The 14,562-nt window shown below is 65.9% G+C and carries 14 protein-coding genes; 4 read left to right on the top strand and 10 right to left on the bottom strand.

Annotated features, from left to right (window positions below; genetic code table 11):
* Window positions 1-20: 20 nt before the first annotated feature.
* A complete protein-coding gene (gene rqcH / locus N6C22_RS13735) occupies window positions 21-2,150 on the bottom strand; it encodes a ribosome rescue protein RqcH (RefSeq protein ID WP_261651684.1) in 2,130 nt (709 codons plus the stop codon).
* Between the two features lie 131 nt (window positions 2,151-2,281).
* Between rqcH and N6C22_RS13730 the strand changes: the two genes are divergently transcribed.
* The gene (locus N6C22_RS13730) at window positions 2,282-2,431 is read left to right on the top strand and encodes a hypothetical protein (protein WP_261651683.1); all 150 of its coding nucleotides are present in this window, start codon (window positions 2,282-2,284) and stop codon (window positions 2,429-2,431) included.
* Here the strand turns inward: N6C22_RS13730 and N6C22_RS13725 are convergent.
* Together N6C22_RS13725 and N6C22_RS13720 are read right to left on the bottom strand one after the other, a co-directional pair.
* On the bottom strand, window positions 2,428-3,066 hold the full coding sequence (locus N6C22_RS13725; protein ID WP_261651682.1) for a cysteine hydrolase family protein: 639 nt from the start codon (window positions 3,064-3,066) through the stop codon (window positions 2,428-2,430). The genes N6C22_RS13730 and N6C22_RS13725 overlap by 4 nt on opposite strands.
* A 159-nt stretch (window positions 3,067-3,225) precedes the next feature.
* Entirely contained in the window at window positions 3,226-4,878 is a 1,653-nt protein-coding gene (locus N6C22_RS13720; protein ID WP_261651681.1) for a tRNA uridine(34) 5-carboxymethylaminomethyl modification radical SAM/GNAT enzyme Elp3, read from the bottom strand.
* A 153-nt stretch (window positions 4,879-5,031) separates the two neighbouring features.
* Here N6C22_RS13720 and N6C22_RS13715 point away from each other — a divergent pair, with 153 nt between their 5' ends.
* Window positions 5,032-7,824, top strand: a complete 2,793-nt coding sequence (locus N6C22_RS13715; RefSeq protein WP_261651680.1) for a PEP/pyruvate-binding domain-containing protein — start codon at window positions 5,032-5,034, stop codon at window positions 7,822-7,824.
* Window positions 7,825-7,894: 70 nt separating this feature from the next.
* On the opposite strand, the gene N6C22_RS13710 is transcribed toward N6C22_RS13715, so the two are convergent.
* The 3 genes from N6C22_RS13710 to N6C22_RS13700 all read right to left on the bottom strand — a co-directional run bounded on the left by N6C22_RS13710 (window position 7,895) and on the right by N6C22_RS13700 (window position 10,775).
* Window positions 7,895-10,045, bottom strand: coding sequence for a DHH family phosphoesterase (locus N6C22_RS13710; protein WP_261651679.1), 2,151 nt, complete (start codon window positions 10,043-10,045; stop codon window positions 7,895-7,897).
* Between the two features lie 47 nt (window positions 10,046-10,092).
* Window positions 10,093-10,347, bottom strand: coding sequence for a hypothetical protein (locus N6C22_RS13705; protein WP_261651678.1), 255 nt, complete (start codon window positions 10,345-10,347; stop codon window positions 10,093-10,095).
* A gap of 80 nt (window positions 10,348-10,427) precedes the next feature.
* Window positions 10,428-10,775 (bottom strand): helix-turn-helix domain-containing protein, encoded by a 348-nt coding sequence (locus N6C22_RS13700; RefSeq protein WP_261651677.1) that lies wholly within the window; start codon window positions 10,773-10,775, stop codon window positions 10,428-10,430.
* A 146-nt stretch (window positions 10,776-10,921) separates the two neighbouring features.
* On the opposite strand from N6C22_RS13700, the gene N6C22_RS13695 reads away from it, so the two are divergent.
* Window positions 10,922-11,122, top strand: a complete 201-nt coding sequence (locus tag N6C22_RS13695) for a hypothetical protein (protein WP_261651676.1) — start codon at window positions 10,922-10,924, stop codon at window positions 11,120-11,122.
* Window positions 11,123-11,217: 95 nt separating this feature from the next.
* On the opposite strand, the gene N6C22_RS13690 is transcribed toward N6C22_RS13695, so the two are convergent.
* The gene (locus N6C22_RS13690; RefSeq protein WP_261652564.1) at window positions 11,218-11,481 is read right to left on the bottom strand and encodes a hypothetical protein; all 264 of its coding nucleotides are present in this window, start codon (window positions 11,479-11,481) and stop codon (window positions 11,218-11,220) included.
* Window positions 11,482-11,584: 103 nt separating this feature from the next.
* Here N6C22_RS13690 and N6C22_RS13685 point away from each other — a divergent pair, with 103 nt between their 5' ends.
* Window positions 11,585-12,325: a metal-dependent hydrolase gene (locus N6C22_RS13685; protein ID WP_261651675.1), complete on the top strand. Its 741-nt coding sequence runs from the start codon at window positions 11,585-11,587 to the stop codon at window positions 12,323-12,325.
* A gap of 32 nt (window positions 12,326-12,357) precedes the next feature.
* Here N6C22_RS13685 and N6C22_RS13680 read toward each other — a convergent pair whose 3' ends face one another.
* The 3 genes from N6C22_RS13680 to N6C22_RS13670 all read right to left on the bottom strand — a co-directional run bounded on the left by N6C22_RS13680 (window position 12,358) and on the right by N6C22_RS13670 (window position 14,430).
* A complete protein-coding gene (locus tag N6C22_RS13680; RefSeq protein WP_261651674.1) occupies window positions 12,358-12,780 on the bottom strand; it encodes a hypothetical protein in 423 nt (140 codons plus the stop codon).
* A complete protein-coding gene (locus N6C22_RS13675) occupies window positions 12,773-13,066 on the bottom strand; it encodes a winged helix-turn-helix domain-containing protein (protein ID WP_261651673.1) in 294 nt (97 codons plus the stop codon). The genes N6C22_RS13680 and N6C22_RS13675 overlap by 8 nt, the downstream gene beginning before the upstream one ends.
* Window positions 13,067-13,146: 80 nt before the next feature.
* A complete protein-coding gene (locus N6C22_RS13670; protein ID WP_261651672.1) occupies window positions 13,147-14,430 on the bottom strand; it encodes a hypothetical protein in 1,284 nt (427 codons plus the stop codon).
* Window positions 14,431-14,562 lie beyond the last annotated feature (132 nt).

Below are 14,562 nucleotides of genomic sequence, written 5' to 3'. Positions count from 1 at the left end.
AAACCGGCCTCGACCTTAGACTACTCCTCGAGGATGCGGCTCCCGCCCGGCGGGAGGAAGTGCTGTATCTTGTCCGGACTCGCGACCTTCCTGACGAACGACGTGTCCGTGAACTCCTCACGGAACTGCCGGTAGATGCGCTTGGCCACGTCTCCCTGTGCGTAGCGACCGGGCTCGACCCGGCTGTTCACCTCCGTCCGGTCCTCGATGGCCGACGGCGGGCCGCCGATGACGCGCGTCAGCGGTTCGCACTGGATGCCGACGGCACAGCCGACGGCCGTGTCGTTGTGGTAGGTCCGGTCGCCCCGGATGGCGAACGAGCCCTTCTCGAGGTACTCCCCGCTCTCGGGCGTCTTGGTCACCTGGTCGCCGTCGACCTCGTACACGTCCGCGGCGAAGACGCCGTCCTTCCAGACCGAGGAGTACGTCACCGCGAACTGTGCGGCCTCCTCGATGCTCGACTCGGGGAAGTCGACATCACGAGAGGGTTCGCTCGGGTCGGTCGCCTTCATGATGGTGACGGGTGCGCCGTGTGCCTGCGTGTGGAACACCTTGTCGCCCTTGTCGAGGTACTTCTTGACCAACTCCTCGTTCTGGTCGGCGTTCCGGCCGCCGATGACGAGGAACCCGTCGCTCGTGTGGAACCAGCGGAACCGCTCGAACCACTTCTCGTCGGTCCGGATGGGGACGGACTGGAGGGCGAGCCAGTCGGTCTCTGTGTCCTCGTCGTCGCCGCCGTCCTCGTCGTCATCGTCGCGGGCGTCCCACTGGTCGCGGCGCTCCTTGATGTCCGCGAGTTCCTCGCGGGTGTCCTCGATGGCGGCCAGCGCACCCTCCTTCTTCTCCTCGATGCGCTTGGCCTCGGTGTATAGCCGGTCGGCGTTCTTCTCGACGCCCTCGAACACGTCCACGGTGACCTGGGTCCCGTCGAGGTCCAGCGTGACGGTCCGCTCGGCCCCATCCACGGAGACGACGGCCTCGGCCTCCGGGATACCCTGGTCGGCACCCTGGTCGAACTTCGCGGCGATGTCGTCCCACGGGACCTCCTCCTCGCGGGCAGCCCGGATGGTCGAACAGACCTCGTCGACCAGCCCGTAGTGGCCGTACAGCAACTCGGCCTTCTCGCGTTCGGCCTCGGCCTGTTCGTCGAAGCCCTCGATAGCGCCCTCCTGCTGCTCGATGATGCGCTCGTGCTTGGCGATCTGTTCGGCGAAGTCCGGGCGATTGGACCCGGCCTTGCTGCCCCCGGACTCCTCCTCGTCCTCGAGTTCGAGTTCGTAGAAGTAGTCGTCGCAGGCACCGTTGAACGTGTCGTACACGTCGCTGGCGAGGTTCTCGCGTTCCTCCAGCGGGACCGGTGTCACGTCGAGGACCCGGCGGCTCCCCTCGTCTTCTTCGGGCTCCTCGTAGTAGATTCGGGGGTCGAGGTCGGCCGAGGAGAGCGAACTCGCGAGGCGCTGGACCGTGTCGTAGATGGCCTGGTACTCGGCTTCGCCGGCATCCTCGATGTCCATGGCCTTCTCCACGCCGGCGCGCTGGCACAGCTCCTCGCCCCAGAGCCCGCCCCAGTTGAGCTGGGTCGCGAGCGTCCGGACCACGTCGGTGTCGGACTCGTTCATCTTCGCGACGAACGGCTCGTAGTCGACGGTCAGCGGGTTCAGCCGCGACTCGGGGAACTCGTACAGCGACCCCGGCGCGACGGTCCGGGACTTCAGGCGAACGGTGTCCAGACAGTCGACGACCTCGTAGTTCTCGTCGCAGACCGCGACGTTCCCGTGCCCGAACAACTCGACGATGATCTTCGTGTCCTTGTCCTCACGGGTGAACGAGAACTCGAGGATGCGGTCGAACTCGAACTGTTCGACGCCCTCGAAGTCCGCCCCGGAGAGCCGGTTGCGCAGCATCATCGCGAAGTTCGGCGGGCGACCGGGGGCGTCGGGGACGTGGCTCGGCGCGGCGACGTGGGCGCGTTTCGTGTCGCCCACCTCCAGGAGCAGCTCGACCCGGCCGCGCTCGAAGTCGCGCATCTTCAGGCGAATCATGTCGTCGCCGTAGAGATACGCCTTGTCGAGTTTCGCGCCCTTGTAGGCGTTCAACTCGGAGACGAGGGCGGCGAGGTCGACGCTCGTCAACTCTCGCTTGGGTTCCATGGGCGAGATTTTTGGTGGGGAGGGTAAGGGCCTGTCGTTCAGGGCCGCCAGCACAACTGTTATATCGACACTTCGAGTCAACCAGGTAACAGATAGCCGCAGGTCCACCCTCCGCCCCCGACGGCGCATCGATGGTCCCGCTTCCCGCCCGTGTCGTCGGTGCCGGGACGATGGCCCTGGTCGTCGTCGCGCTGGTGTGCTACGGAATCTATCTGGGTATCGTCGGAAAAGGGTCGAATACGGTTGTCCTGCAGATGTGTGGCAGTGGCCGACCGGCCTAATCGTCGGCCGGGGCCACTTCCTTCTGTGACAGTCTGGCGACGACCTCCTCGGTGGTGGCGGTCTCGTGTGCGATGAAGCCGTAGTTGGTGTAGGCGGCTTCGAGTGCGTCCTTCCCGGCGGCGGCGGTCGCGTCGGTGACGACCAGTACCTCGAACCCGGCCTCGACCGCGTCACGGAGGTGTGATTCGACGCAGAGGTTCGCGCTCATGCCAGCGAGGACGATGGTGTCGATGCCACGCTGGCGGAGTTGCGTGTTGATGTCGTTGCTCCAGAAGCCACTGAGCTGTTTGTGTGGGGCGCAGACGACGGTGTCGTCGCCTGGTTCGAGTTCGGGGATGAACTCGCTACCCGACCCGGCGAGGTCGAACATCCTGGTGTCGAACATGATCTCGTCGATGGGGTTCAGGTGTTGCCAGCTCTCGTACTCGTCGGCGTCGTAGTAGTGCGGGGAGTAGAACACCGTGATACCGCCTTCGCGGGCGGCGTCACGGAGCTGGACGAGGTGCTCGACGACGTCGTTCTCCTCGACCGTCTCGCCGATGTGGTCCCAGACCACGCTCTCGGGCTTCAGGAAGTCTACCTGTGGGTCGGTGATCAGCAGTGCTGTGCGTTCGGGGGTGATGGTAACGGGCATCTACATCACTAGCTAGCGGTAGACCATGCGCACGGATATGCGAATTCGAGGGTTCACCGCAGTTATCCACCCCTGACACAGTCGCTCCGATATTTCCGACACCGTTGCAGGTGCGGCCCACGGTCACACTACCGAACGCACTGGTCCTCCCGCTCGTCGCTACAACCGCTTGCTCACGTACGGACCATCCTGGTGGTACCCGAGCTTGTTCCGGTAGTACTCGCGCGCACCGATTCCGGAGATGACGCTGACCTTGTCGTAGCCCGCGTCGGCGGCGAGTTCTTCGGCCTTCGCCAGCAGCTTCTTCCCGTAGCCCTTGTGCTGCCAGTCGTGGCTCTGCTGGCCGACCTCGACCATGGGGCCGTAGACGTGGAGTTCGCGGACCAGGGCGGCGTTCTGGAGTTCGCGGCGGACCGGGTCGCCCGGGAAGCGCAGGCGGCAGAAGCCGACGAGGAGGTCCTTCTCGGGGTCCTCGTAGCTGATGAAGTGCTCGGTGCCGCCGGCGGCCTCGTAGGTCATCACGTCGAGTTCGACGTCCTCGGGCACCTCGTCGTTCATGCCGACCTCGCGACAGCGGATGCAGTCACAGGTCCAGCCGTGTTCCTCCATCTTCTTCCAGGCCAGCTGGCGGAGGTTGGACTTCCAGACGCCGGCGTCGATGAAGTCCGCGGGGATGTCACGCTGGACGCGCTGGAGCCGGGTGTACTTCGGAATCATCGACTTGACCTCGGCGACGATCTCGGCGGCCTCCTCGTTCGTGAGCGGGTCGTACTCGTCCTGGTACCAGGAGTCGTACACCATGGTCCCGCGGACGACCAGTGTCGGGTAGATCTTGAGGTAGTCGGGCCGCCACTTCTCGTCCTCGAACAGCCGGCGGAAGTCCTCGATGCACATCTCCTTGGACATGCCGGGCTGGCCGGGCATCATGTGGAAGCCGACCTTGAACGCCGAGTCACGGAGGCGCTGGTTGGCGTCGATGCTGGCCTGCGCGCCGTGGCCGCGGTGCATCTCGCGGTTGATGCGCTCGTAGGTGGTCTGGACGCCGACCTCGACCTTCGTGCCGCCCAGGTCGAGCATCCGGTCTATCTGCTCGGGGTCGCACCAGTCGGGCTTGGTCTCGAACGTCGTCCCGATGTTGCGGATTCGCCCGGTCTCGTTCTCGGCGATGACGTCCTCCAGATATTTGAACTCGTAGTCGTCGAAGTCCTGCGCGAAGCTCTCGCCCTCGGCGGGCTCGGGCTGCTTGTCCACGTCGTAGTCGTTCATCGCCTCCAGGGCGCGCTTGACGAACCACTCCTGGTAGTCGTGGCTCCGGGCGGTCATCGTCCCACCCATCAGGATGAGTTCGACCTTGTCGACGGGGTGGCCTATTTCACGCAACTGTTCGAGCCGCAGGGTGACCTGCCCGTACGGGTCGTAGTCGTTCTGGACGCCGCGGGCCGCCGCGGGCTCGTGGCCGGTGTAGGACTGCGAACTGGAGAACTCGCTGGCCGGGCCGCCGGGACAGTACAGGCACTTCCCGTGCGGGCACATGTGCGGCGAGGTCATGATGGCCACCGGGGAGACACCCGAGGCCGTCCTGACGGGCTTGCGCATCAGGACCGCTTCGAGTTCCTCGCGGCGCTCCTGGGGCGCATGGTCGAGTATCTCCGAGTTCTTGGGGACCTTCGGAGCGGAGTGACGCGAACAGGCCTGCAACTTGGCCGACTCCACGTCGTCGCGCTCCAGCTCGCCCGCGAGGATCTGCTCGATGAGGTCCTCGCAGACGGCCGCGAACGCGTCGGACTCGGTCGGGTCCGTCTCGGTACTCATTGGTATGGCATCGCCGTGTAACGGCAAAAAGGGTGTCGGGACGGGTTCGACGCGCTGTGGTCCGCCACGTGTCGCCGCCCTCCCTTATATATCGAATCGCGGAACCGTCATATCGCTACGGCCCGTATAGGGCGCACTCTGGGGGGAGCACAAGTGGGAGTACCAACAGTCGTTCCGCTGGCCGAATCGCTCGCAACCGACCCGACGTGGACAGGGGGGAAGGGCGCGAACCTGGCGACACTCGTGGGCGCGAACCTACCGGTCCCGGCCGGGTTCTGCGTCACCACGGCGGTCTACTGCGAGGTGGTGGCCGACCCGACGGTGCAGGCCCGCATCGAAGCCCTGGCCGACCTCGACCCAGCTGATACCGCTGCCGTCAAGGAAGCAGGGCGGCGGACCCGTGAGGCCATCCGGGCGAGACGGCTCTCGCCCGAGGTTCGCCAGCAGATAATCGGCGAGCTCGGCATCCTCGGCATCGACGACGCCTACGCCATCCGGTCCAGCGCGACCGCCGAGGACATGCCACACACCTCTTTCGCGGGCCAGCACGACACGATTCTGAACGTCGTCGGCCCGAACGCGGTCTGCGAGACGGTCGTCGAGTGCATGGCCAGCGAGTTCACCGACCGGGCCATCGTCTACCGGCAGCGGAACGGCATCCCGCACGAGGAGGTCGGCTGCGCCGTCGTCGTCCAGCGGATGGTCTACCCCGAGGCGTCGGGCATCCTGTTCACCGCGGACCCCGTCTCTGGAAACCGGGCCCGCGTCACCATCGACGCGGGCTACGGCCTCGGGGAGTCACAGGTCGGCGGCCTCGTCACGGCGGATACCATCCACGCCGACGCCGGGACTGGGGACGTCCTCGACTACACCGTCGGCGAGAAGCGCCAGGCCGTCCACGCCACGCCGGGAGGTGGCACCGAGACGACGCAGGTCTCCGCGAAGAAGCGCCGCCAGCGCGTCCTCACCGACGACGAGGTCCGCGGCCTCGTCGACATCGGGAACCAGGCGCACGACCTGTTCGGGAGCCCGATGGACGTGGAGTGGTGCCGCGACGACGACCGGTTCCTCATCCTCCAGGCGCGCCCCATCACGACCCTGTTCCCGGTCCCCGAGCCGCAACCGACCGACGACCAGTTGCATCTCTACTACAGCTGGAACCACAAGGAGGCCATGTCGGCGGCGATGCCGCCGCTCGTGGTCGACCTCTGGCGCAGCCTGCTCGACGAATCGATGACCCGATTCGGGTTCGAGGGGCTGTCCGACACCGCCGTCGCGGGTGGTCGAATCTACCAGGACCTAACGCCACTCGTCCGGACCCCACGGCTCCGCGAGCGCTATCTCCGGGCGATGGCCAGCGTGGACGAACCGGCGGCCGTCGCCATCGGGGACTTCCTCGACGAACGCGACCCCTGGCCCGACGAGGACGGGCTGGTCACGACGGTCGGTCGCGGCGTGCGAACCGGGCTCCACGCCACACCACTCGTCTCGCGCATCGTCGGCAGCGCCGTCGGAGCACTCGCCCTCGGCGACCCCGCGACCGTCGCGGACCGGCAGCGCGACTGGTACGACGAGTTCGCCACCGAGGCGGTCGAACGAATCCGTACCGAAGAGACCGTCGAAGAGCGGGTCCAGGCCGCACGCGACGAACTCTCTGGCTCCCTGTTCGGCGTCGTCGGTCGGTTCTTCCCGTTCTACGCCACGTTCATCGCAGGGGCCGCGCTCCGGCGGCTCTGCCCCGGCCACGAGGCCGACATCGATGCACTTGGCCGCGGTCTGGCGGGCGACGTGGTCACCGACATGACGCTCGCCCTAGGTGACCTCGCGGACCTCGCGCGGTCGCTTCCGGCCGTCGCCCGCGCCATCGAGGCCGGACAGGACCGCGAGACTGTCGCGGCCGTCGAGGGCGGCGCGGCCTTCGACGCGGCGCTCCAGAATTTCCTCGACGAGTACGGGTTCCGCGGCCCGAACGAGATAGACATCTCGCGCCCGCGGTGGAACGAGGACCCCACCCAGTTGCTGCAGGCGGTCCGTGGCTCGCTCGTGGGCGGCGATACGAGTGGTCACCAGGAACACTTCCAGACCCTCGTCCGAGAGGCCGAGGCTGCCGCGACGCGACTGGAGGTCGCCGTCGCCGAGGATGTCCAGGCGACGAAGATCAGGGCGAACCTCGACTACGTCGAGGCCCAGGCCCGCGCCGCCGCCGTCCGCCGACTCGTCGCCGTCTACCGCGGCTACCTCGCCATCCGCGAGCACCCGAAGTACGGCATCGCCCGGCTGCTCGCCGAGACCCGGGCCCAGTTCGTGGCCGCCGGCGAGACGCTCGAAGCTGCCGACGTGCTCATCGACACCGAGGACGTGTGGCTCCTCCGGCTCGACGAACTCCAGGCCGCCCTCGCCGGCGAGCCCATCGCGCCCGACATCCGCCGGCGCAAGGCCCTGTTCGCCCACCACACCGCCATGTACGCCCCGCGCGTCATCACCAGCGACGGCGAGGCGCTGGGCGAGCCACGCATCGCCGAAGACGGCGCGCTCGAAGGAACACCCGTCTCGCGGGGCGTCGTCGAGGGCGTCGCGCGGGTCATCCGCGACCCCACGAAGGAGACGCTCAACCACGGTGAGATTCTCGTCACGGAGTTCTGCGACCCCGGCATGACGCCGCTGTTCCTCAACGCGGCTGGCCTCGTCACCGAGGTCGGCGGGCGGATGACCCACGGCTCGCTCGTGGCCCGTGAGTACGGCATCCCGGCGGTCGTCTCGGTCCCGTCCGCGACGGCCCGCATCCAGACCGGCGAGCGCATCCGGGTCGACGGGACGTATGGAACCGTCGAGGTTCTGGACCGGGTCCCGGTCGAGGAGTTCCAGAAGGTGTACGACGTGTCTCAGAAGCCGGCAGACGAACCGTCAGTGGACGAGACGCAGGCCCGCCGAGTGACCGACAGCTAGCGAGTCTAACGAGTCAGGACCGGTCGCGGGAGGAGAGATGGCGGTTCGGCGGTCGCGTCGCGTCTCGCAGTTATTCGGGCTTGAACGATTTCGCGATGGCCGACACCGTCGCGTTGAGCACGTCGTCGCGCTCGCCGGAGAGGTACTCCAGGTGGCCGTCGCGGCCACCGACGACGCTCAGGCCAGCGTCGGAGACGACCTCGGCGACCTCGTCGGCGACCTCGCGGACGTCGACGTACTCCGTGCTGCGGAGGTAGAGGTCGTCGTCACCCAGCGCGAGTGTGACGAGCGGCTCGTCGGTCTCGGCGGCCTGCTCGCGGTGGAGCGAGTCGAGCAGGAGTTCCGTCGGCGGGAAGTCGAAGCGGTGCGTGAACGCGTCGGCGTCCAGCACGGCGAACTCGATGCCCTGTGCAGTGCGGGTCGAGACGTTGCGGCGCGCGGTCTCGAGTTCGCGCTCTAACTTGATGCGGAACTGCTTGCTGACGTGGCCCGCGAGCCCGTCGCTCTCGTTGAACAGGAGGTCGGTGACGAGTTCGCGCTTGTCCTTGTAGGACTGGTAGTACGCTTCGAGGGCGATGGCCTCGCGGAGTTCGCGGGTCTCGTCCTCGCTGTAGCCGGCCTCGCTGGCGAGGTCGGTGTACACCGACGGCGTGTCCTGCCAGTAGCCGATGGCGGGCAGGTGGAGCAGGTCCTCGCGCACGTCCTCGTTCACGTGGACGGCGACGTTCGCGGCGAGGGTCGCACTCGTCACGTCGTCACCGGCACCGGCGAGGTGCGGGTTGACGATGCCCGAGACGGAATCGACGATCTCCTCGTCGGGGTGGCCCGCGTCGACGACGACGCGGTCGGCGTCGTACACGTCGAGCAGGTCGTAGCTCTCCTGGGACTCGAGCGTGCTGCCGAGGTCGGCGAGCACGACGAGGGGGAGCTGTTCGCCGTGGCGCTCGCGCGCGTCGAGCATGTTCGTCACGTCGTTCGTCGCGGCGTCCATGTCGTACACCGGCTCGTCGAGCGGGCGGCGCTCGAAGAAGTGGTAGACGGCGTCGTCGCGGGCGTGTTCCTCGCGGACGAGCGGGAGCACGGCGCGCTCGATGGCGGCACCGGCGACGTAGCCTTCGGCGTTCGCACGGTGGCGGACGACGACCGGGCGCGACTCGATGACGGCGCGGCGGATGGCGGTCGCGACCTCGCGAATCTCGTCGGAGACGGCGGCGACGGAGTCGTGGTCGGCAAGCAGGTCGACCGTGCCGGGGTCGGCCTCGTCGTCGAGCGCGGCCTGCATGCGGTCTTCGACGGTTGCGGCCTCGTCACCCTCGAGGATGGTCAGGGACTCGGTCTCGACCTGGATGTTGTCGTGACGGCGCTCGACCTCACCGACGAGGCGGACGACGTCGTCTACGGTGACCTCGGGGTAGGCGCGGACACCTGCCTCCTCGAACGCGGCGCACTCGATGACACCGCTCTCGTCGCGGAGCTCGAAGACGGTGGGGCCGGAGGTCTGGCGGACGCTGATGACCTCGCCCTCGATGCTTACGTCCTTGCCGACGTTGTCGGCGAGAGCTTCGATCTCAGTCCGGGCGAGCGGCTCGTCGTCGCTCGGCTCGGGCTCGTGACTCGATTCGGGCTCCTGGCTCGATTCGGGCTCCTGGCTCGATTCGGACGCCTCACTGGCGTCGTCGTCGCTCGATTCGACCGCCGCGTCAGCGTTTCCCTCGTCGGGCGCCTCCGTCGGCGGTTCGGTCTTCTCGGTCGTCGGCTGGGCGTCGTCGGCGTCGGGCGTGCGGACCTGCGTCGCGGCCTGCTGGCTCCCGTCGGTCGTCGCCGCGACCTCCTGTTTGTCCTCCTCGGGCAGGCGGTCACCGCTCGGGTTGTCGATGAGCTTGCCGCGGAACTCGGACTCGGCCTGTCGGATGGACCAGCCGAGGTCGATGTTGCCGTTGTCGCGCACGTCCGTCACCTGCACGTACACGGTGTCGCCCGACTTCCAGTCGAGGCTGTCGAGTCGCTTGTCGAGTTCGCTTCGGTGCAACAGACCGGTGACCGAGGTCCCGATGTCGACGAACACGCCGAACTCGGCGAAGCCGTCGACGCTGCCGCGGTAGTAGCGGCCGGGGGTCAGTTGGTTCGGTGAATCGCCCTCGAACGTGAAGACGACGTCCTCCTCGTGGCTCTTACAGATGTGCCCGTCAACCGAGGCACCACAGATGATACAGTTACCCATTTGCCGGAGTAGAATGGACCCGGCCTAAAACTGTTGTCGAAACTCGCTCAGCGGTACAAGGAGAGATACAGCATGCTGAACCCCACGATGAACGGCACCGTTTCGGCGATGTTGAAGTAGATGACGCCTTCCGTTATCTGCATGCTGATGTTGGTCAGGGCGACGCCCATACTGATGAAGGCGAAGCCGATGAACGCCGATTCGAGCCGTTTACCGCCCTTCTGATTGTACGCCTGAAAACTGATGAAGGTCAATCCCAGCGCGAGCGCGAACAGGATGAGACGCATCAACATCAGCACCATTCCAGCGATTTCGAGCAACTCTACCACGGTTGCTCTCCTGCTACTGTGCCCGAGAACATAACTGCACCGCCGGAGCCCGGTCAGCGACCGAGCTCGTCCCACAGACTGGAGAACCGGTCCGGCAGGTTCTCCTTGCGGTAGATCCGGATGTCGTACTCGTCCTCTTTGAGACGGATGACCGTCGCGTCGAAGTTCGACTTGATGGCGTCGTAGTGGTTCCCGTCTTTCGCGACGAGGGTCTCTGAGGTGACGAGCTGGTGTTCTTTGAGCATCTCGATTCGCCGGTACACCGTTGGGAGGGAGAGGTCACAGAATTCGGCGACCTGCTTGGCCGAGCGAGGCTCCTCGCTGACCGCGGCGAGCACTTCGCGTGCGTGCTCGTCGCCGATGGTGTCCAGAATCTCCTCGATTGGCCGCTCGTCGTCCACGCACATACGTCACCGGTTACGAAATATAAGGTTTTTGTACCCGGTCTGAACAGTGTCAAAATTCACCACCTGGTGGTACAACAGGGTTATTTCTCAGCTTGAAAACGCTAATGTGGCATTATAACAGTAGAGGGTAATCTTCAGATATGGCAACGACTGACGACTCATTCAACGGGCTGACCGAACACTGCGATTGCTGCAGCACGGAGACGCTACACAAGGTCTCCGTCCAGATCATCACCGAGAGTTCCAAGACGGAGAACGCGCAGTTCTCCCGCGAACCGTACCGCGTCAAGGAGTGCCAGACGTGTGGCGAGCGCTCCAGCCAGCGGATGAACAACGCCTGATTCGGGCACTCGACCGACGAATCGACCAACCTGCCGGCCGGGTAGCTGGGTACTGCCCTGCCGGCGTGCGTATCCCACACTGGTGGTTCCGGGGTTCACTCGAACACCGGGGACTCCTCTTCGAGTTTCTCGATATCGTCCGTAAGCGACCGCACCTGTTCCGGGAAGAGCGCGACCTGGACCTCGTTTCCGTCGTCGTCTTCGCAGACCAGCTTCACGCGCTTGTCGCCGAACTCCCGTGCCTCTGCCTCCGCGACGTCGAACAGTTTCGCCGACCCCGACTTGTTCGCCGGACCGACGTTCTTGATGGAGCCCTCCTTGAGTTCGAGCATGAAGTCACTGAGCTGTAACGCGAGCATGCCGTCGGCTACGTGAGTCCGACTCATATAACCCGTCGGACACGGGACCAGCCCTGCCGCCGCGTGCAGTTTTAAGTGTATCTCGGGAGTAGTACCAGTTGCCATGCAACTCACCTGGTACGGCCACTCGACGTGGTCCGTGACGGTCGGCGATACAGAGCTGCTCATCGACCCGTTCTTCGACAACCCGAAGACGTCGACCGACCCCGAGGAGCTGGACCCGGACTACCTGCTCCTCACACACGGGCACGCCGACCACATCGGCGACGTGGACCGCTACGAGGGGACGAAACTCGTCGCCACACCCGAGGTCGTCGAGTACTGCCGCGACGAGTTCGGCGAGTACGAGGCAGTCGGCGGCATGGGCATGAACCTCGGCGGCACCGTCGAGTGTGGCGACGCCTACATCACGATGCACCGCGCCGACCACACCAACGGGATGGACACCAGCTACGGCACCTCCGGCGGGATGCCGGGCGGCTTCATCATCTCGAACACGAAGCCGACGCAGGTCGACGACAAGGAGTCCGAGACCTTCTATCACGCGGGCGACACCGCACTGATGACCGAGATGCGTGACGTCATCGGCCCGCACCTCGAGCCCGACGCGGCCGCCCTCCCCATCGGCGACCACTTCACCATGGGGCCGTGGCAGGCCGCCATCGCGGTCGACTGGCTGGACGTGGACTACGCGTTCCCGATGCACTACGACACGTTCCCGCCCATCGAGCAGGACCCCAACGACTTCGCACGCGAGGTCACGGCCACGGGCAGCGACGCCGAGGTCGTCGTCCTCGAGGGCGACGAGTCCTGGGAGCTGAGCGAGAACCTGCTGGACCGGTAACCCGACCGTTCTTACTTTTCAGCCGAACTCGGTCACTCGTAGCTCTGGTGCAACAGTATCAACACCGCGATGCTCGCGAACATGTCGGGGATGAACGCGAACGGGCCGATACTCGCGGCGAGTCCCTGCCGGAAGCCGCCGAATATCATCGCGACGATGGGGACCGACGTCAGAGCGTACAGCAGCAGCGAGAGGCAGAAGATGATGAGACTCAGCGTGAACCGGTTCGGAAGCTCGCGGTAGACGGTGAGGTAGTTCATCGTCAGGGCGATGAGCAGGACGACGGTGAACGTCGAGACGAACATCTTCACCACCAGCTGGATGGCGATTTCGGGATGGTCGGTCAACGGGAGCCGGCCGACGAGGCGCGTGAACAGGAACGTCGCGACGATGGCGACGAGGAATGCGACGAGCGCGACGGCGAGCGTCCGGCGGCCCGCACGGACCTCAGACATCCACATCACCCAGGTCCGCCTGCTCGGCGATCTCGTCGAGGACGTCCATGTTCGCTTCCATCTGGTCGGTCAGAAAGTAGGTCTTGCCGTAGTCGTCGCCCATGGTCATCAGTACGTTGTTCTCGGTCAGGAGTTCGAGGTGGTGTTGCACCGTCTTGTAGTCGAGGTCGAGTGCGTTCGACAGCTGGTTGGTGTTCATCGGTTTCTGGTCCAGCGCGTAGACGATGCGCAGGCGGTTCCGACCCCCGCGAGCACCGCCGATGAGCCACCAGAGCACCTTTCGCATCGATGTCTGTTTCCTGTACCGCGAACGCTGTAATAAGTCACGGGGGTCGGGGGGTGACACTCGGAGGGCCGGCTGTCAGCTCAGGCCGGGGCGACGAGTCGCCGGGAGTCCGTCTCGTCCGCATCGTCGGGACGCTCGGGGTCGGCCTCCCCGGTGGCGTCGTCACCCGAGAGCTCCTCGGCGCGGTCCGTGATGTACTCGCGGACCTCGGCCCAGGACGCACCGTCGTTCCGGAGGTCACGGGCCTCCACGAGGACCGTGTGAATCTCCTCGCGGGTCAGGTCGTACTCGGCGTGCAGGTGGTGGGCAACGCGCTTCGCGACGACCTTCTTGCGGTCGTCAGCGGTGTACTGCGTCACCTTCTCGCGGACCATCTGCTTGATATCCTCGCGGTCGGCACCGTTCTCGTGCATCGTTTCGGCGGTCGAGACGATGTCGCGGACCTCGCCGTCGGTCAGGGGGAAGTTCGCCTGCAGGCGCTCGGCGAGCTGGCTGAGCCGGTCGCTGCCGTCCGTGGGGCGGTCGTCGCTGGCGTAGTCACGGACCAGTTCGCCGACCGCGGTGCGAATCTCCTCGTCGCTCGCGCCGTCGGCCTTCATCTCACGGGCCGTGGTGGCCACGTCACGGATCTCCTCGGCACTGAGGCCGTACCGGTGGGCCAGGTCGTGGACCTTCTTGACGTGCTGGAGCTTGTCGCGCCAGTGGCCCTGGTCGACGCGCTGGGCGTCGAACTCGCGGAGGTGCGAGCGCACCGAGTCCTGGATGTCGTCCCAGGTCGCGCCGTCCTCGAACAGGGCACGGGCGTCGTCGACGATGAGCTGGGCTTCGGACTCGGTCAGGTCGTACCGCTTCAGCAGGTGGTCGTACCGTGCCTGCCACATGCGCTCTTCGAGGTCGCTCGTGTCGACGCCGTAGTCCTGGAGCTGCCAGACGACGGCGTGCTTGATTTCGGGGATGGCCTCGCCATCCTCGTACATCGTGACGACCATCGTCGTCAGCTCGTCGAGCTGGGCGGCGGTCAGGTCGTAGTGCGTCTTGAGGTTGTACAGGACACGCAGCTGGCCCTTCTCGCGAATCTCGCGCTCGTCGACGCCGTACTGGCGAAGCGAGTCGACGACCTCGCGACGTATCTCGTGTGCGGTCGCGCCGTCGTCGTGCATGCGCTGGGCCTCGGCAACGATGGCGTCGACCTGGTCGTCGCTCAGGTCGAACAGTCCGAGGTACCAGGTCAGTTCGGCGGTCCAGTCGCCGGTCGATTCGGGGTCGGTCGTCGTCTCGTCGGGCGTCGCAGCCACCACGCCGAACACACTCGACGTGAGGAGCAGGGCGGCGAACCCGACCGCGGTCATCGTTCGTGCTTTCATGTCTGAACTCCAGATGCAGAGAGCCCGAAGTAGCTAAAGAGCGTTCGCCGAGGTTACACGAAACTCGACCACAGGTTAGACCCAGATTCGTCCCACGATGGTCCCAGAATCGACCGGAGTCGTGCGGTTTCG

The sequence above is a fragment of the Haloarchaeobius sp. HME9146 genome (assembly GCF_025399835.1).
GTDB lineage: Archaea > Halobacteriota > Halobacteria > Halobacteriales > Natrialbaceae > Haloarchaeobius.
This window is presented reverse-complemented; position numbering and strand designations above follow the sequence as displayed.